Consider the following 18,923-nt stretch of genomic DNA (forward strand, 5'->3'; position numbering starts at 1 on the left):
GAGGTAGGGGCAAACTTGGAACCAAAACATCAGCAATCGTGACACAAAAAAGTGACAACTCATTCACTAATTCGGTGCACCTGGTAAGTTGGGGAAATTGCTGTAGTTGTAGTCGCCATATCGATACGCGTACTGACGCGGGGTCACACCACTAAAGATGGTTCCGGCAACGTTGGCCCCGGCGGATTCCAATCGGTGAGTCGTCCGAACGACGCTGTCCATGCGAGTCACGTCACGCATGGCACACACGAGCGTCGTGTCGACCGCGGCGGCAACGGCCAACGTTTCGCCGGCCGAAAGCACCGGGGCGGTGTCGAAGATCACGTACTCGTACCGCTCTAACGCATCGTGCACCAACGTCTTCATGGAATCCGGCGACATCAATCGGTGAGGGCTCGCTTTCAGCCGTCCCGCAGGCAAGATGTGGATCAAGTCACCCAGATCGGTTTGAATCGCTTCGTCGAGCGTCGCTTGTTCGGTCAGCACGCCACTCAGCCCCGGCTCCAGACTCAATCCGAAGTGGTCGTGTTGGTCGGGGCATCGCATGTCAGCGTCGATCAACAGGACGGTCTTGCCACTCGACTTGGCCAACGAAATCGCCAATTGGGACGCCGCCGTGCTTTTGCCTTCGCCGGACATAGAGCTAACGATGGCGATCGAGCGAGAGTCCTTGGTGGCCTTGGACAGAAAGATGTTCGCCCGCATCGTGTCGACGCTTTCCTGGAACACTCTGCGACCCTTGGACCCACGCCCGGCGGCCGTGCTGGGCGATCGAGCGAGTTCCCCAATCACCGGTGCAATACCATGCGAGGAGTCGAGCACCATACTGTCGGTCACTCGATTGGTCCGCATTTCCCACAGCAGTCCCAGCAACAACGGGATCACGAAGGCCACACCGGACGCACCGAGCAGCTTTTTGTAGGGGATGTCTTCGACCGGATCCTTCGGGGGCGTGGCAACCGACACGGTGCGCACCGCGTTGGCTTGCCGGCGCTCCGTTCGAATCGCGGCCTTGCGGTCTTCCAGTTTGTTCAACAACTCCGTCGCACGTCGCAGGTCGTCTTGGGCAAACTGCAACTTCGCCGAGTCATCCAACAGCGTGGTGAATTTTGCCGATTCGGTATCGAGTTGTGACTGGATGATATTGATTTTGTCTTTCTTCTCCGCGATCAGTCGCAGAAGTTCCCTGGCCGTCTCCGTTCTTTGTTGAGCCTCCTCCAAGGCACGGTTCTGGCGTTCGATCCGTTGTGTTTCCTCATGGGACGCTCTCAGGCTGGCGATTTTTTCTTCACGTTGCTTGAGTTGGTGTTGGTAATCGGCTTCAGCGATCTCCTCCAACGCGGCGACGGCTTTGGTTTCGGCGGCCGTTTTCGCATCGGTGAGTTTTGATTTCCAGTCGTCACGGCTCTGTTTGGCTTCAGCGTATTCCGCTTGGTACAAACGCCACGTCCCCAAGTCTTCCATCTTCATCACTTGGGATTCAAACCGTTGAACCTGCTGGTTAGCCTTGACGACTTCGGGATCCGCATTGACAAACGCGGCGATATCCGCGGGTCCGATCACCTTTCGGGTCACTTCAATGGCAGGCGGGACGAACGCCGCAATTGCAGTCGGCCTGGGGTTCTCGCTCGCCGCTTTTTCACGATCCATCTCTTCCAATTTCAACTTGCCTTCCAACTCGAAGATATCGACCCGCAGATCATTGATCTGACTCTCGTAGGAATTCAGCAACGCGATCCGGCTTTCATTGCGGGTGTAACCGAGTGGACTGCTGGGGTCGTAGCCCTTCATCGACATTGTCAGTTCACGATACCTGGCCTTGTGCTCTTCGACCTTCGTTTTCCAGTGGTCGATTTCTGGGTCGAGCAATTCCTCAAGAATCGCGACCCGTTTTTGATCCAGAACCGAACGCTGGTTCATGTAGGCGTCGACGACCGCATTGCAGACCTTAGCGGCGTATTCACGGTTCGAATCCTCGTACGAGACCATCATCCGTGCCGACGATCCGGCCGCGGCGATGGAAAGATTGTCACGCAGATTTCGTTCGGCGAATTCGGGATCGCTCAAGCTGGGTGCCGCACGCAAACTGGGGTCGCTCAACACCGGGCGAAGAACAATCTCGTTGTAGAAAATCGTCTTCTCGGTTCTGGCCAAGTCATCGACGGTCTTCAGGACTTCGCGATACAAGATGTAGTCCTCGTTGGCCTCAATCAGGTGCTGGGCGCGAAACCGTGGTTCGAACGTCGCCAGAACACCGAACGCGGCTAGGCAAGCGAGGACGAGCCCAACCGGAACGGCCCAGTACCAGCACCTCCGCAGCGTCACCCACAACAACCATGGGTCGAACGACTTTGCATCACCATTGGGATGCTGACGGACAACAGGCTCAGAAACAATGACAGATTGGTTCATTGACGTAATCTATGAGGCGTAGCGAAAGCGTTTCGAATGCGATGACAAGCTGCGAAAATAGCTCGAAACTGAAGAATTCCCAGAGAATGTCCTCCAGGATTCAGGGAACCGATCTTGGTTCCTGTCAATTTGCTGACAATCCGTATAAGCAGGGCAAAACGCCCCCAACGTGGGAACGGGATTCACTTGAGGAAAAGTCTCAAAATTCCCTCCGGAAAGTGAAAGAACGATCAGTTTAACTAGCTTCGACGGGGGATTCCAAGGCTCCGTCTGCGGATTGAGCGTAATTGAACCCAGATTCCCGCAGAATCTCCTTTGCCGTCAGTTTTTTGACCGGTGCATAAAGCTTTTGCCAGTAGACACTAACCAGCCACATGATCCCGAACGAGGCAAAGATCATGGCGATTCCTGAGAGATCGTGAATCCAGCGTCGCGCCGAGGCGTCGTCGAACAACTGGTAACCGAAGCCGATCAAGACGATCCGCGCGGAGTTGACAAAGATTGCCGCCGGGATCGCGGCGACCAAAATCACGATTTTGTCCGACCAGGCGCGGGTATTGGCCGAGGCCCAAAATACGGCGAAGGCCCCCATGCCGACAAAAATCCGCAGCCCGGAACAGGCCTGCTCAATCGACAACCGTTCATTGCCGACCCAGACGACGTGTCCTTCAGCCACCGCGGGTTGCCCAAAGATCCTTAGAAAAACGGTACTCAGATCGGTTGCCACCCCCTGAAGCTGCCAGCTGAGCATGGACTCAGCCTGGTACGGCATCGGGATCGCAAAAAACAGGAAACCGATCGCCGGCAATGCCCAACGCATCGCCGCAAAACCGAGCAAGCACCAGACCGCGCCGGCGACCATTGGCAAGATGGACCAACCGTCCAGAAAATCAGTGTAGGTAAATCGACTGACCAACCGCATAAAGATGGCCACCATGATCAACGACAATCCCGCCCAAGACGAGCGTTTGCTAGCCCCAGGGAACGATTCGGCGCGATAGTAGCAAATCATTCCGGCCAGGACGGGTACGGCCCATCCGTGGGAATAATCGGGCTCGTTGATCCAAGAATCGGCCATCCAGCGGATCGTCGGCCAATAGCTGTACAGAAACACGAGCGACAGCCCGGCGACGACATGCCAATACGCGCCGGGCCAGCTTGACGGACCCGGAAATGCGACCAATTCCGATGCAGTGCGGGCGCGTGCGTAAGGCTTGTCACCTAGAGCGGCTCGCCCGATCGCCCCACGATCGCCCGACTTGCCTGCAGCCGATCCTCCCGTGCCCCGTCCGCTACGCGCCTTGGCTTTCTTGGAGCGAGCCCGGCCGGGTTCAGCGGCATTTTGCCCTCCGGTCGCGCCGGGGGCCTTTCGTTTCTTGGTGCGAGCCATCGTGTGTCTTGTCTCGTTTAAAACGAGGAATTGCTGTGTCGCGATGCTGAACGGGTAACAGGAACATCTGCCGGGCCCCAACTCCCAGTGAGACGCCGCAGCCCAACACCCAGCACGCTGACGGCCTCCCTGCTGCGGGAGGGGCGACCCGCGACAATCGAGTGCCCCCCGGGTGGACTCCAATCCCGCCCGTTGTAACAGCCGCAAGGATAGACGCCCTCATGTGGCCGTCAATTGCCAAACCCAAAAACCTGTGCCCATTGCCCGACCCCAGTCCTCCCAAATCACCCATTCGCCCAGATTGGCGGCCAGTTGAGGCGATGCAGGGCGACAGCCTGTCGACACAGCATTGACAGGCTGGAAGTCAATCGCATTGAAAAGATTCGACACTTATTCTCCGCTCGATCGTAACGGACAATTCGACTCTGGTTGCGAAACGCCACTATTTCTAGAAGAAACGCCCCCGCGGGCGATTGATTCGTCGCATTGACTGGGTGTCGGTCCGTGGAATTGCTATGAAGGTGACGTCCTGACAGGGATAAGCGTCAGATTCCGATAGCGGACGTCGGATTTCGTTTCCGGGATCCGCTATGCCAGTGCATTGCAGAAATACCAATTTACACTGGCGGGCTTCGCGTCGGAAATGCGCCAGTTCAATGGACTGGGCTCTTCAATGGACTGGGCTCCACGAGTTGTCCTGGCCGAAGCCAGGCCGAACGAAGACAGACCGGTGACGTAGAGGATAATGGAAACGTGCACAGTATGATGCCAGACACTGCCCACTCGCCAATTGAACTATCCGCCACACCAACTCTCACAACGAGTTTCGACAGCATGACCCTCTGGAGCGCCAAACGCTGGGGCGCGAGAATCCGAAAAAAGGGCGAAGAGACATGGATTGACCTCAATCGCCCGTTCGCACTTGTCGGTTCCGACCCCCGCTGTGACGTCCAGATCGGAGACTCAAAGCTTCCAGGGGTCGTCTATTTGGTCGTCGCATGTGGCGACCGGATTGAGGTTTGGCCGACGTGCCCACTGGCGTTTCCGATCTGGGGGCGGGTCAGCAAGAACCACGTCCTGATGGTCGGAAAGTCACGAATTCAGTTTTATTTCAAGGACGACGGTGATGAGACGGAGTTCACCCATCATATTGCAGATGACGACGATAGCGCCGACATCACACAAGACGTCGCGGGAAGCACTCGGCCTGCCGAAAACCGCCGCTCCGCTGGAAAAGACGGTTCGGCGGAGGTTTCAGCGGACGTTCTCCCGACTGCCACGTTGATTTTGGATTGGGGAAGCGGGCCACGCCACAAATCGCTTAATCGAAATGTTTCGATCCTGGGCGAAGATCACCCCAGTTTGATCCGACTGCACCATGCAGATCTTGAGCGATGTGATCATGGCGTGGTTTGTTTCGGCGACGACGTGTGGCTGATCGAACTGCATCCCGATCGACTCGGGAAGAGTGATTCGTTGATTCGCCAAATTCGGCCCGGCGACAAATCGGTGCTGGTCGGCGGGATCCATCTTTGGGTGGAAGGCTCGGAGCCATTGGATGTCAAGAAATTGGTGAAATCACGTAAAAAGGTGGGACGCGAGAGGAGCGTGCCGCAGCCCGCACCGTCCCGAGGCGAAGTGTCGACTGCGGTCGTTCCAGCCGCACCAACAACGAGTTCCGAAGCGGTACGCCCGTCTTCCGCGGCCACCATCGCTTCGCGTCGAGTCGCGGTGGTTGAGTCGACGTCGCATGACGAAGCTGAAAGCATCACGATGGAACTGACCGACCGACTGCTGGAAACCAACGCCCGCAAATCGTTCCGCCGCCGGTTGCTGAAAATCTCCGCGATTTCGGGACTCGTGACCCTGGCCGTCGCGGTCGTCTTGGCGATCCTGATCTGGGGTGTGTTGCCGATGGTGCGGGCGATTTACGGGCCGTGAGTCCGTTTTCGGGAACATCGATTCAACCCACAGGCCGATCAGGACTTTCGGTTTTGCCGGAGCCACGCGTAACGATTCTCAATAAGCACAAGTCGAGCTGCGATGGGTCGACCGCTACTGAATGCCATCAAATTGATTGCAACTCATTGCACTGCAATGAGTTGCAGGAAAAACCTGAGGAAGAGTTGCGAATTTCCGTCAAGGAACGGAGTACCATTCCGACCGACGGGTAGTTAAGCTGGTGTACGTCTAGGCAGGTGATGCGGATTTTTGGATTCCACTACGCCTGGACAAGTGCGAACCACTCACGCATGCTGAGTGCTCGGGCCGAAGTGTGAACAAACATTGCTTGCGGCGGGTGGTGGTTCGATTACATTCTGGTCAATCGACTGCTGGTCGGTTTCAGGTTTCGATCAATTTTGAGTTTAGATTCATGGATAGCAACGCCGGCTTTTTCCGCTCAACAAGGCAGCGATCGGCCTCATGGGCGACCGTCGGGCTGATGTTTCTTTTGCTGGCATTGGTGTCGCAGTCCGCTCATGCCGGGCTGATGGCGAAGTACGAGCGGCCTGATATCTATGTGCAGCAAATTATTGGCGACACTCAAACAGGTGCGACGGCTCCGAAATGGGGAATGGATTTCACCGCATATGACGCCGTCACCGACGTCTTGAAATTGAAAGGCTCCGCCACGCTACTAAAGCTGCCTTCCGGCACCGATGTAAACCTAAAGCTAGGCAGCGGATCTTCAGGACCCGCGGCGTTTACACTAGAAGCGACGATCGACGAGAATGGCATTCTTGGCGCGGGAATGTTCTCTATAAATGGGGTCCAGGAAGACGATTCGTTGGTGACGGTGCCATTACTTACCGGAACTCTGACCAAGGTCGAATACGACTTCAACGGCCCGGGAAGAATTGAATTTCTTGCAAATTCGCTGAACGGCGAACTGCAACCGGTCTTCGGCAGTGAAGTCGTGATTGCGATGAACAAATTCACGGACGCGGTCAGCTTTGCCACTTCGTTTTTTGCAATGGGAGCCGAGGCAGATATCGGAAGACCAGTTCCAGAGCCAACATCTGCCATCGCATGGCTGTGTGGGCTAGCTGCACTTGGGATGCGACGTCCGTCGCGTCATCGCCACTAAGGCGAGTTTGCTACTGCAGCGATAAGACGCCCTGAGTCTCTATTGCAGAAGCAATCGACCACGTGAACTTGAGCCGGATGTACCGCACGATTACTTCGCAAGGGTTGCTGAACCACATTCCACTGCACCTGAGATCGGGAAACACACCAACCTCTCAGTCACGGCGTCGACAATTGCTACAGCCCCGGCTTTACTGGCAAGGCCGGTGTCGGTGACAAGAATGCCACTTCTTCACCTGATGCGGACGGCTCCAAATTCGGATCCGACATCTAGGGTTTCTCGATAGCAACAAGGCGGCCCGCGACGGTCTGCTGCAATCGATGCCATCTCACGACTGCTGTTCCTAGATGCAGCACCGACCTGCCATCAGGTCTGCAGATCAAGCCCGGCGACGATGTGATGCAATCTTCATCACAACAAATCGAGACGTAATCAACCAGACTGTCGGTGACATCGCCGTCAGCGATAAAGCAGTTGCGCAGGATGAACTCGGCGATTGATTCCCCCGAGCGTTTTAATGGCGACAGTGGCTGTTCAACAGACAACAAAGAGTGGCGGGCTACCACCATCCCTCGCGATGGCGACTCACGTTCTGCATGGCTCACTCTCGACCGACACCGCAAATGCATGTTGCAGATCAGATACACCACCTATTTTTTCTACTTTTTGCAGATTTGGGGAGATCCCTCAGCGGAACAATTGTCACCCACTCGCGTTCTTTCTGCGTGTTTTGCCGCGTAATCTCCTCAATCTCTGGATTGCGATTATGCTCGATCGAAATCACGATTCTTGATCGCATTGAGTCCTCCCCGCTAAGCAGTTGCTCCAATGATCTCAAACCCATTTGCATTCCGATCTCAAAAACGGCACGAGAATTCGAAACAAGAACGCGGGAAGCGAGCTTCGAAACGCAGACTACTGGTTCAATCACTCGAGGATCGACGTGTCTTAGCGCTGCTCGGGATCACAACGTCAAATCTTCCGGTCATCGCGTCTGACAGCACTGGCAGCGTCGACTATGACTCAACAAGCGGGATCTTTGCCGTTGATGCCAAGCCTTCGTCCCTCTTCGACGGCACCTTCAACTTTATCAACGCTCCGACCGGCGGCTCTGCCACAATGGACTTGAGTTTCGCCGTTGATTCCGTCGGAAACGTGGTTGGTGGAGTCCCAGGAGACGATTTCGTGTTAACGGGTTCAGTAAACACCGTTGCGGGACCATTCGACGGTGTCTTGCTGACCGGCGAGATCTCAGACTTTGGATTTCAAAGCACCAGCGGATCAACAAGTGATGACTATGACTTTCGCATCACAGTCACAGGCGGCCAATTGGCATCGACGTTCTTTTCCGGCTTTGACATTGGGATGATCGTCAACAGTGAGTTTTCAGACTTCGACGGCACATTCGTCAATGATTTTGGCGGAAACGAAAAGACCACAGTGACACCTATCGACCCACTTCTGGTGAACTTGGGCGACTATGTCTGGTACGACAACAATCTCAACGGCATTCAGGACGGCGGCGAGTTGGGCGTTGAGGGTGTTACCGTCAATCTCTACCGTGACGGGGACGGTGACGGGATTCCGGAGACTGATGGGTCGGACGGCCCGGTGATCGCGACGGACGTGACGGACATCAACGGGTTGTACTTGTTCGAAAATCTTCAGCCGGGCAACTACTTCGTCGAGTTCGTGACTTCCACGCTGCCTGCCGGTTATGTCCTGACCGCTCAAGACCAGGGAACCAACGATGAGATCGACAGCGATGCCGATCAATCGACGGGATTAACCGAGGTGATCAATCTCGGCACGGTGGACGACCTGACCTGGGACGCCGGGATCTTCCTGCCTCCGCCGCCTTTGAATCCTGCGATCGACATTGAAAAATTTGTCAAGGTCGTGGAAGACCAGACCGGCGGCGGTGAGGGACTGACGCCCGGGTTCTGGAAGACGCACTCTGAGTTTGGGCCGGCACCATTGAAGGGATGGCCCGAGACCGGTTTCTCGCCCGTGGATTCCTACAATTCCGTGTTCGGCGTCAGTGACGATTCCGGACTGACCCTGCTCGATGCGCTCGGACGCGGAGGCGGTGGGCTGAATGCACTGGGGCGACATGCGACCGCCGCACTGCTCAACGCCGCCAATCCCAATGTGGATTACTCCTACACCCAGGCGCAGGTGATTTTGCTGACGCAGGCGGCGTACACCTCCGGCAACGCTTCGCTCATCGAAGACACGAAAAACCTGTTCGCGGTTCAGAATGAATTGGGGGCCGACCTGAGCACGCCGGCAGACGCTCCCAACACCGATCTGGAAGACTTCGGCGTCGATGCGGATACGCCATCCGGACCGGCCGCAGAGTTGGGCGACACGATCGTGTTCACTTACTTTGTCACCAACCCCGGCGATGTCGAACTGACGCCCGTTGTCGTCAGCGACGACAACGCGACGCCTGGTGATCTCGGTGACGACTTCAATCCCGATCCCGTCGAAGAAGATGATGGGCTCGGAAACTTCTTCAACGTCGGCGATGATGACCAAGACGGCCGGCTCGATCCAGGCGAAACGTGGCTTTACCAAGCCCAGATCACCGCACTGGCGATCGGCCAGTTCACGAATCTCGGCACCGTCGTCGGCACTCCGGTGGATGAAAACGGCGATCCCGTCGGCTCCGACGTCACCGACGACGATCCGGCCAATTACGTCGTGGGCGCTGCGACAGGAATCGATATCGAAAAGTGCGTCGAGCATGTGGTGGCCGGTAGCGGTGAGATGCACGTGATCGATTTTGACGGGTACGCCGCGGGGACCAAGATCGATCACGAGTACTCGGCGCTGGGCGTGACGATTGCAGCCAACAATGGCCGATCGAGTGGGCCCGATATCGCGATGATCTTTGATAGTAGCGCACCGACCGGCGGTGACCACGATCTGGGCACACCCAACCAAGACTTCTCCGGTCCCGGGATCGGCAGCGGTGGCTCCAGTGGTGCGGTCGGCGAAAACAACCAGGCTCTCGGCAATGTGTTGATCATTTCCGAAGACGGTGATTCCAACGACCCCGATGACGAAGCGCACGGCGGCACGATCACGTTCACGTTTGATACCGCGGTCCGCATCGACCACATCGGATTGCTGGACATCGACACCAATGAAAATGGTGGCACCGTCGTCACGGTCCTGACCAATTCGGGTCAGCAATCGTTCAACATCGCGGCACTCGGGAATAACAGCTTCCAGCAAATCCCCATCGATGTGGATGAAGTCACGTCGTTGGTCGTCACGTTCCCCGGCAGTGGCGCGATCACGGAATTGAAGTTCACCAAGCCGAATCAAATGGTCGAGTGCCTGGATGCCGACACCGGTGACGGACCGAGTTTCAATGTCGGCGATGACGTCACGTTCAATTACGTCGTGACCAATACCGGCGACGTTGATTTGGCCAATGTGATCGTTGTCGACGACAACGCCACACCCGGCAACACGGGTGACGACTTCAATCCGACCTACGTCAGCGGCGACGTCAACAACGACGGCATTCTGCAGGTCGACGAGGTTTGGCTGTACACCGCCACGATCACCGCTTCGATGGCCGGGCAATTCACCAATATCGCCGATGTGGTGGGCACCCCGGTCGTCCCGAACTTGGATGACGTCACCGACGACGACCCGGCCAACTACGTCGTGATCGGGACTCCCGACATCGACATCGAAAAACTGACCAACGGTGTGCAAGCCGACACGCCCGGCGAAGCGGTCGAGATCGCTCCGGGTGAAACCGTGACGTGGACCTACATTGTCACCAACACCGGCGACACGCCGATCAACGCGTCCGACGTCTTCGTCACCGACGACAATGGAACGCCGGGTGACACCAGCGATGACTTCACGCCGACCTTTGTCGGGCCGGATGACGGAAACGACGGCATCCTGTCGCCCGGTGAGGACTGGGAGTACACCGCGACATCGATCGCCCAAACGTTGACGGCCACGGGTGCGACCAGCATTTTTGAGTTCAACCAAAGCGATTCCGTCAGCGGCGACAGCGGCAACGTCCGCAGCTTTACGACCGACGGCGTTTCGGTCAATGCGAGTGCGTTCAGCCGCGATTCCAGCGGCAACTGGGATGAAGCCTACTTGGGCATCTTCTCCGGCGGGCTCGGCGTGACCGATGGCAGCGAAAGCGGCAGCAATGGGACGCACCGCGTCGACAACATCGGCCGCGACAACTATGTGTTGTTTGAATTCTCGGAAACCGTTGTCGTCGACAAGGCTTACCTGGACAGCGTGGTCAACGACAGTGACCTGTCGATCTGGATCGGCACGATTCCCGGCGCGTACGGCACTCACCAAACGCTGTCCGACGGATTGCTGAGCGGACTGTCGAACGAAGACAACGACACCACCAGTTCTTATTCGCGGTGGGCTGATTTCAATGGCGGACAAGTCGCCGGAAACGTCTTGGTGTTGGCCGCGTCGACGTCGGACACGACGCCGGAAGATGCGTTCAAAATCCGCAAGGTCAAGTTTCAGCACGTCGTCGACGGCATCTACGGTAACACCGCCTCGGTCGATATTGGCGTCGCATTTGATTCCGACCCCAGCCACTACACGAACCCGGAACCGACCCCGCCGGGAATCCCAAACATTGACATCGAGAAATCGACTAACGGTGTCGACGCCGACACGCCTGCCGGAGCCGTGGAAATCGCTCCGGGGGCATCCGTCGACTGGACCTACACGGTGACAAACACGGGTGAGACCACGTTTACGTTCGCGGAAGTCGTGGTGAAAGACGACAACGGAACGCCGAACGACACCAGTGATGATTTCACCCCAGACTTTGTCGGTTCGAACACTGACAATGACGGATTGTTGTCACCGGGCGAAGTATGGACCTACAGCTACAGCACGACCGCGGAGTCATTGACGACGTCCGGCGCCACCAGCACGTTCTACTTCAACGGCAGCAGCGGCCTGGATGGTACCAACGGCAACATGCGGACGTTCACGACCGATGGCGTTTCGGTCAACGCGAGTGCGTTCAGCCGTGACGACCACGGCAATTGGAACGAGGCCTTCCTGGGCATCTTCTCCGGCGGCCTGGGAGTGACCGATTCAAGCGAAGGTGATGGTGGCAACGGCACACACCGTGTCGACAACGTCGGCCGCGACAACTTCGTGTTGTTTGAGTTCTCGGAAAACGTCGTCGTGGACCAGGCGTATTTGGATAGCGTCGTCAACGACAGTGACCTGTCCATCTGGATCGGCACGATCCCCGGCGCCTTTGGAACTCATCAAACACTCAGCGACGCGTTGCTGAATGGACTGACGCTCAACGAAGTCAACAACACGACCAGCAGCTCGGCACGCTGGGCGAACTTCAACGGCGATGAAGTTTCCGGAAACGTGCTCGTCTTGGCAGCCTCGACCGTCGACTCCACGCCGGAAGATCGGTTCAAGATTCGCAAGGTGAAGTTCCAGCACCTGACCGCCGGCCTGTACGCCAACGTGGGAACGGTTGTCGCCGATACGGTTACCGATTCAGACCCCAGCCACTACAAGAACCCGGTGGCGGCACCGTCGGGCAAGATCGGAAACTATGTGTGGAACGACTTGGACCGTGACGGCAAGCAGGACGACAACGAACCCGGCATCCCCGGAGTCACGGTCAAGTTGCTTGATCCGCATCACAACGTCGTGGCCACCACCACCACCGACTCCGACGGCTTGTACTCGTTCAACGGACTGGAAAGCGGAGACTACTTGGTGCAGTTCATCGCACCGCAAGATTTCGTGTTCTCGCCACAATACCAAGGTTCCACCGCTGACAACGGCAGCAACGCCGATGCCAACGGCAAAACGGACCTGATCCACTTGGACGACCACGAGTGCGACAACAGCATCGATGCCGGTCTGTATGAAGCCGCTGTCGACAAAATGTTCGAAGCGGAAGACTACGAGTGGATGGACCATCCGTGGAAGGAATACAGTTCCAGCTACGCTTCGGGCGGCAAATACATCATGGCGCCCAACGGATCGGGATCGCACTACAACACGCCGCCGTCGTACAAGAAGGTGATGTATCAATTCTCGGTGGACCACACCGCCAACTACGAACTGTCCGGGTTGGTGAAGGCATCCAGCGGCGCCGACAATTCGGTCTGGGTGAAGATCGACGACTTGCCTTGGGTCCAGTGGCACATGGACACCGGCAGCAGTTTCGATTGGCAGACCGTCACCGACGGCTGGAATCAGGATGCGACCAGTTTCTATCTGGATTCCGGGCACCACACGATGCAATTGAAGGTTCGTGAAGACGGTGTAAAACTGGACAAATGGATGGTCAGCAAGTTGTCCAGCAACACAATCGTGATCGATGCGATGCAGATGCAACGCAGCGGCGATTGGATGGTCGAGCACGACGACGACGGCAACGAATTCCTGGTCGCTTCCAACGGGACGCCGCACTACAGTTCGCCTTCGGTTGGTGACGAACTGACCTACGACTTCGCCGTCGACCACGCCGGCGTGTTTACCATCCATGCGTTGGTGAGTGCAACCGATGGTGCATCAAACTCGTTCTGGATCGCGATCGATGACGGCCCGTGGGTGAAATGGCACATGCAGGTCACCGACGGCGTGCTGACCTGGCAAACCGTCAGCGAGAATGGCGAAACGGTTCAGTTTGATCTGGAAGCCGGAAACCACACGCTGAAGGTTGCGGTGCGTGAAGCCGGTTCCGGATTGGACACGATCGTCATCACCGACGACGCCGACTTCCTCGCGACCGTGTAATTGATAGCGAGTCACATCACGCGTCCCGCTGGGATGCACGCCAGCACGTGGCGTCAGCAGCGTGTCGATAAAGTGAGCCGCGACGCGTCAGCGGCCGGGCATTCAACGTCCCCCGAGGCCTTACGGCCAGCGGCTCACCATTGACTCAGCCGAAACCGATTAAACCGACAGGCCGCCAGCCAGTGGCGCGTGATGGTTGCGGGGAAATCCCCTCGCGCCGCTCGCTTACGCGTCCCGCTGGGATGCATTCCACACGTGGCGTCAGCAGCGTGTCGATAAAGTGAGCCGCGACGCGTCAGCGGCCGGGCCTTCAACGTCGCCCGAGGCCTTACGGCCAGCGGCTCACCATTGACTCAGCCGAAACCGATTAAACCGACAGGCCGTCAGACAGTAACGCGTGATGGTTGTGGGGAAATCCCCACGCGCCGCTCGCTTACGCGTCCCGCTGGGATGCATTCCACACGTGGCGTCAGCAGCGTGTCGATCAAGTGAGCCGCGACGCGTCAGCGGCCGGGCCTTCAACGTCCCCCGAGGCCTTACGGCCAGCGGCTCACCATTGACTCAGCCGAAACCGATTAAACCGACAGGCCGTCAGACAGTAACGCGTGATGGTTGCGGGGAAATCCCCTCGCGCCGCTCGCTTACGCGTCCCGCTGGGATGCATGCCAGCACGTGGCGTTAGCAGCGTGTCGATAAAGTGAGCCGCGACGCGTCAGCGGCCGGGCCTTCAACGTCGCCCGAGGCCTTACGGCCAGCGGCTCACCATTGACTCAGCCGAAACCGATTAAACCGACAGACCGTTAGCCAGTAACGCGTGATGGTTGTGGGGAAATCCCCACGCGCCGCTCGCTTACGCGTCCCGCTGGGATGCATGCCAGCACGTGGCGTCAGCAGCGTGTCGATAAAGTGAGCCGCGACGCGTCAGCGGCCGGGCATTCAACGTCCCCCGAGGCCTTACGGCCAGCGGCTCACCATTGACTCAGCCGAAACCGATTAAACCGACAGGCCGCCAGCCAGTAACGCGTGATTAGTTGTCGATTCGGCTGTTTTGGACCGCTCTTCGTTTGCTGAGCATGGGGCCACCTTGGCCGGAGAGCGGGCGTTCGGATTGCAGGCGGTTGGAATGCAGTAGCTTGTGAAAGTAGTCGTACGTTTCGGCGGACCAGGGACGTGGTACGGTGTCGGTGACGCTGCTCATCGAACCAAAGAAGCGTTCGTAGAGTTCGCTGCCGCGATGGTCTTCAAACACCAACGCCAGCATCACCGCCGGATTGCCGTTGGCGTACGGACAGGTCGACATCTTGCCGATTTGTTCGAACGGTAAGATCCGCTGGTACAGACGCGCGTGCTTGGGGTGCGCCGCGGCGACCAGTCCGTCGTAGCCGCGGGTCTTGGCCACCTGGGCGAGTAACCGTCCCATGGCGGCGAATGTCTCGATGAACCGCACCGGTGAATCGCGACAATCGGCCAGGCTGCCGATTTCCCCCATCCGCAAACCACGGTTGCGGATCAATTCCACATTTTTCGGATAGATCGATTCCAGCGGTAACCCCAGTTCACCGTCGCCGATCAAGGAGACGGTCGAGACAACTTTCTCGCCGAGCTTGGTTACAAAGACTTCGGTGGTCGGCAACAGGTGGAACGGTGTCAGCCGAACTTGGCTCTCGTTTGCTTCGACCAACCCTGCGTGTCGATAAGATTGGTAAATCAGGCTGAATGCTTCGTGCAGGTCTTCTCGACGGGAGGCGACTTCGTATCGGAGCCCGGGAATGGATCGCTTGGGCGGCGTTTTCGGTGCGGACGGAATCAGCGGGCAGACCGTTGCAGTGCCGGCGGCTACGTGAGTCGTTTGCATGGTGAACGGAAGAGGAGGAGGAGGTCTGGGCACGCCGGTCGTCGCCGAACGCGCTTTCGTATGACAATCCCCCCGGACAATCACCGTGTCTGATGAAACCCTAGATTTGGCGTTAGCGCCGCGCGACCGGATCGTTGCGCAAGAGACCGCGAAGTGATCGTGTCGTCGTCGGTTGTGACGTCTGGTTGGGATGCAGGGGTTATGCCAGCACGTGGCGTTAGCCAGTGGCGCGTGATTCACGTCGTTGCTCCCCGCGACGCGCTCTAACGGTGTGCTACGGTTGTTCAGATGTTTCTATCCGGCACGATCAGGGGGGCGGCTCTGTGAAACTTACCCATTGGCATGGGCGATTGATGCTGCGACGCCCGCGAAGTGAGTGGGCTGACGCGACCGTGATGCTCGGCGGCGGCGGCGCCCGCGGCTTGGCACATCTTGGTGCGATGCGCGCCATCGGACACTCCGGCATCGGGGTCGGTCGGATGGTCGGCGTCAGCATGGGCGCGCTGATGGCAGCCTTATGCGCGGTCGAACGTGATGTCGAACGTGCCGAAGCGCTGGCCCGCGACTTCTTGGAATCGGACCGCTACCGCACGCTGCAGCAGAAAGTCGTCGGCGCCGCAGCCGGAGCCTCGGGACGCGATGAGTCCAACGCGCGGTGGTTGCGCCGCTGGACGCGACTGTTTTGGGCGCAGAAAGCGATCGGTCGCGCCGCACTGACCGAATCTTTGTTACCGAGCACCCTGCTGGAAGCGATCACCGATGAACTGTTGCCGGACATCGCGATCGAGGACCTGCGGACGCCGCTGCACTTGATCGCGGTGGATTTACGCAACGGAGAACGCGTCGTACTGAGTCGTGGTTCGCTTCGCAAAGCCGTCGTCGCGTCGATGTCGATCCCCGGAGTCTTTCCATCGGTGGAGATTGACGGACAGAGACTGAGTGACGTCGGGGTCTATGACGCGGTGCCGTGTGATCTGGCCAGGGAATTGATGGACGGGTTTGGCGAGCTGATCGTGATCGATGTCAGCCCGACCGAATCGGCACACAAATCTTGCCGAACGGCGCTGCAGTCGGTGCTGCGTTTTCAGGAACTGGCTGAAGCGCGGATTCGACAGCAGCAGTTGACTTATGCTGATCTGGTGGTGCGTCCGGAGCTTGGGTCGGTGGCTTGGTTCGATTTTACGAATCCGGATCCGTTGATTCAGAAGGGGTACGATGCGGCGGCGGGGGCGCTGGCGCAGGTGGAGTGAGAGATGGCAGAATGATTCGGGGCAGAATGATTGGAGGGGAGCGGAGACAGGAAAATTTGTGACAAGAAAATGGTGGAGCTACCCGAGTGGACCGAGCGTGCCCGCTGGAAGGGGTGGCGGGATGCCGACCCTGATCGCTGTTTTGGGGTGGCAGAATTCAAATGCCAAGAAAATTTTTGTTTCGGGTGGTTCGAAGGGCCAACTCGGTGTTGATCGACTGGGGGAAATGGGGGATATTCTCCGCCTGACTCACGGGGCCCAGACTTCTTCAACACTCATTTGGATGGAGCCAATGCTTGCTCGATCGTTTCAACTTTTGGTTTTGGTCGCGTGTCTGTTTTCCGCCGCAAACGCTCAGGCAGGGCTCGTAATTACCGAGGTGATGTTCAATCCCGAAGGCGGGGACGTCAACTACGAATACATCGAGCTGTACAACGCCGGCGCGACCGAAATCAACTTATCGCACTATGAGCTATCACAATCTGGTAGCCTTCAAGTGTTTGGCAGCTTGTCGGGTCAGTTGAACCCGGGCGAAACCATTGTCTTGTTCAATGATGACCTTGGTTCATTCTCCAATTTTTTGTGGTCGCCATCGCGAACCATCCGATCATTGGCGGTGAAAGATTGGCGTACCCTGCAGCCAGGACTGAATGCGCCAAGTCTGACGCTCAAAGAGATTTCGCCGGTCGACCCTGCCAATCGGTATGAATTCTCTATTTATGACTTTGACAATTCCTTTGACGATGATTGGCCGACCCCAGCCGTCGGGATGAGTATTTACCTGATGGACCTGACGAGTTTTAATCCGTCAAATTGGGCGAGGTCGGACACGCTTGTGGATCCGCTCGATTCTGAGAACAGTGGAATCGGTTCGCCCGGTTATCAGCAGTTTCCTGTTCCGCCTCCCGCAGCAGTTCCTGAGCCTACGTCACTGGCAGTTTTTGCTTTACTGGGACTTGGCTCGATCAGCGTCCGGCATCGGCGCCGTCGAGTTGGAACGAGCGGTTGAGTGTCATCGAAGTAGTTACCTGGCCGATCGATTGGCCGTCGATCGTGTTCGGGAATTCGCCGCCGCTTGCGGGCCATCATCCCGCATGGATCAGCTCGCTCGTCGATGGCTTGGGACACAAGGCGTATTTGATTCGTTGTGTCGACGGACAAGAGGTTCATGGCATCCTTCCCCTGGTCTTTGTCCGCGGTCCGATCTTTGGCAAGTTCTTGGTCAGCTTGCCGTATTTGAATACCGGTGGGGTCTGGGCGTCGAATGATGACGTTGCCAAACAACTGATCGATGCGGCGTGCAATTTGGCGGATCAGTTGGATGTGAAGTATCTGGAGCTGCGTCACGAGCAGCCGGTCGAGCATCCGAAGTTCAACATGGTGCGGACCGACAAGTTTCATCTGCGTCTGCCGCTGCCGGAGACGGACGAGGCGTTGGACAAGTCGTTCAAATCGAAGCTGCGCAGCCAAGTCAAGAAGTCGGGGACGTATGGCTCCAGCGTTCATTTCGGCGGCCCGGAGTTGCTCGCTGAGTTCTATGAAGTCTTTGCGCACAACATGCGTGACCTCGGCACTCCGGTGTTTTCCAAGCAGCTGTTTTCGAGCATCTTGAAGCACTTTGACGGTGATGCCGAACTGTGCGTGGTTCGCAACGAAGGTAAACCGATCGCGGGCGGTCTGATCGTTCACAGTCGTGGCGTGACGGAAGTGCCCAGTGCCAGCAGTTTGCGTGAGTTCAATCGGACGGGCGCGAACATGTTGATGTACCGCCATTTGCTGCAGCGGGCGATCGAGAAGGGCAGCCACACGTTTGATTTCGGACGCAGCAGTGAAGACGCCGGGACCTACAAGTTCAAAGCCCAGTGGGGCGCAAAGCCTCATCCGGCGACCTGGCAGTATTACGTCCGCAAGGGCGACCCCAACGAGATGCGTCCCGATGCCGGTGGGAAGAAGCGTTTGGTCCAGGCTTGGCAAAAGCTTCCCGTTTGGCTGACCAAGCTGATCGGCCCCTCGATCGTTCGCGGGATCCCGTAACGAAGCCAATACCAGCACGCGGCGTCAGCCGATGGGCACCGATGTTGTCAGAGGGGAGCGTCAGCGAACCGATTATCCCGGAGCGACGGTCTTATT

General features: G+C 57.6%; 10 protein-coding genes. 6 read left to right on the plus strand and 4 right to left on the minus strand.

All coding sequences use genetic code 11. The features are described 5' to 3' along the window. Window positions 1-66 precede the first annotated feature (66 nt). The gene (locus tag NZK35_RS09005; protein WP_259632200.1) at window positions 67-2,412 is read right to left on the minus strand and encodes a polysaccharide biosynthesis tyrosine autokinase; all 2,346 of its coding nucleotides are present in this window, start codon (window positions 2,410-2,412) and stop codon (window positions 67-69) included. Between the two features lie 235 nt (window positions 2,413-2,647). Then, the gene (locus NZK35_RS09010; protein WP_259632201.1) at window positions 2,648-3,802 is read right to left on the minus strand and encodes an exosortase/archaeosortase family protein; all 1,155 of its coding nucleotides are present in this window, start codon (window positions 3,800-3,802) and stop codon (window positions 2,648-2,650) included. Between the two features lie 834 nt (window positions 3,803-4,636). Here NZK35_RS09010 and NZK35_RS09015 point away from each other — a divergent pair. Continuing rightward, the gene (locus NZK35_RS09015) at window positions 4,637-5,743 is read left to right on the plus strand and encodes a hypothetical protein (RefSeq protein WP_259632202.1); all 1,107 of its coding nucleotides are present in this window, start codon (window positions 4,637-4,639) and stop codon (window positions 5,741-5,743) included. A gap of 433 nt (window positions 5,744-6,176) precedes the next feature. Beyond that, window positions 6,177-6,890, plus strand: a complete 714-nt coding sequence (locus tag NZK35_RS09020) for a hypothetical protein (protein ID WP_259632203.1) — start codon at window positions 6,177-6,179, stop codon at window positions 6,888-6,890. Window positions 6,891-7,159: 269 nt separating this feature from the next. On the opposite strand, the gene NZK35_RS09025 is transcribed toward NZK35_RS09020, so the two are convergent. Next, complete coding sequence (locus NZK35_RS09025) at window positions 7,160-7,435, minus strand: hypothetical protein (RefSeq protein ID WP_259632204.1); 276 nt, start codon at window positions 7,433-7,435, stop codon at window positions 7,160-7,162. A gap of 283 nt (window positions 7,436-7,718) precedes the next feature. Between NZK35_RS09025 and NZK35_RS09030 the strand changes: the two genes are divergently transcribed. After that, entirely contained in the window at window positions 7,719-13,688 is a 5,970-nt protein-coding gene (locus NZK35_RS09030) for an SdrD B-like domain-containing protein (protein WP_259632205.1), read from the plus strand. Window positions 13,689-14,715: 1,027 nt separating this feature from the next. On the opposite strand, the gene NZK35_RS09035 is transcribed toward NZK35_RS09030, so the two are convergent. Next, on the minus strand, window positions 14,716-15,543 hold the full coding sequence (locus NZK35_RS09035) for an N-acyl amino acid synthase FeeM domain-containing protein (protein WP_259632206.1): 828 nt from the start codon (window positions 15,541-15,543) through the stop codon (window positions 14,716-14,718). A 323-nt stretch (window positions 15,544-15,866) separates the two neighbouring features. On the opposite strand from NZK35_RS09035, the gene NZK35_RS09040 reads away from it, so the two are divergent. The 3 genes from NZK35_RS09040 (at window position 15,867) to NZK35_RS09050 (ending at window position 18,827) form a co-directional block, all read left to right on the plus strand. Continuing rightward, window positions 15,867-16,793 carry a patatin-like phospholipase family protein gene (locus NZK35_RS09040; RefSeq protein ID WP_143548195.1) on the plus strand — a complete coding sequence of 309 codons (927 nt, stop codon included), beginning with the start codon at window positions 15,867-15,869 and terminating at the stop codon, window positions 16,791-16,793. A 121-nt stretch (window positions 16,794-16,914) separates the two neighbouring features. Continuing rightward, entirely contained in the window at window positions 16,915-17,802 is an 888-nt protein-coding gene (locus NZK35_RS09045; protein WP_259632207.1) for a lamin tail domain-containing protein, read from the plus strand. Further along, window positions 17,799-18,827 carry a FemAB family XrtA/PEP-CTERM system-associated protein gene (locus NZK35_RS09050; protein WP_259632208.1) on the plus strand — a complete coding sequence of 343 codons (1,029 nt, stop codon included), beginning with the start codon at window positions 17,799-17,801 and terminating at the stop codon, window positions 18,825-18,827. The genes NZK35_RS09045 and NZK35_RS09050 overlap by 4 nt, the downstream gene beginning before the upstream one ends. Window positions 18,828-18,923 lie beyond the last annotated feature (96 nt).

Origin of the sequence: Stieleria sedimenti (assembly GCF_025060895.1) — a bacterium.
Taxonomy (GTDB): domain Bacteria; phylum Planctomycetota; class Planctomycetia; order Pirellulales; family Pirellulaceae; genus Stieleria; species Stieleria sedimenti.

What these genes read in the sequence shown, in the direction of transcription:
- NZK35_RS09005 (WP_259632200.1), bottom strand. Translation starts at nt 2,412, where the DNA reads ATGAACCAATCTGTCATTGTTTCTGAGCCTGTTGTCCGTCAGCATCCC.
- NZK35_RS09010 (WP_259632201.1), bottom strand. Translation starts at nt 3,802, where the DNA reads ATGGCTCGCACCAAGAAACGAAAGGCCCCCGGCGCGACCGGAGGGCAA.
- NZK35_RS09015 (WP_259632202.1), top strand. Translation starts at nt 4,637, where the DNA reads ATGACCCTCTGGAGCGCCAAACGCTGGGGCGCGAGAATCCGAAAAAAG.
- NZK35_RS09020 (WP_259632203.1), top strand. Translation starts at nt 6,177, where the DNA reads ATGGATAGCAACGCCGGCTTTTTCCGCTCAACAAGGCAGCGATCGGCC.
- NZK35_RS09030 (WP_259632205.1), top strand. Translation starts at nt 7,719, where the DNA reads ATGATCTCAAACCCATTTGCATTCCGATCTCAAAAACGGCACGAGAAT.
- NZK35_RS09035 (WP_259632206.1), bottom strand. Translation starts at nt 15,543, where the DNA reads ATGCAAACGACTCACGTAGCCGCCGGCACTGCAACGGTCTGCCCGCTG.
- NZK35_RS09045 (WP_259632207.1), top strand. Translation starts at nt 16,915, where the DNA reads ATGCCGACCCTGATCGCTGTTTTGGGGTGGCAGAATTCAAATGCCAAG.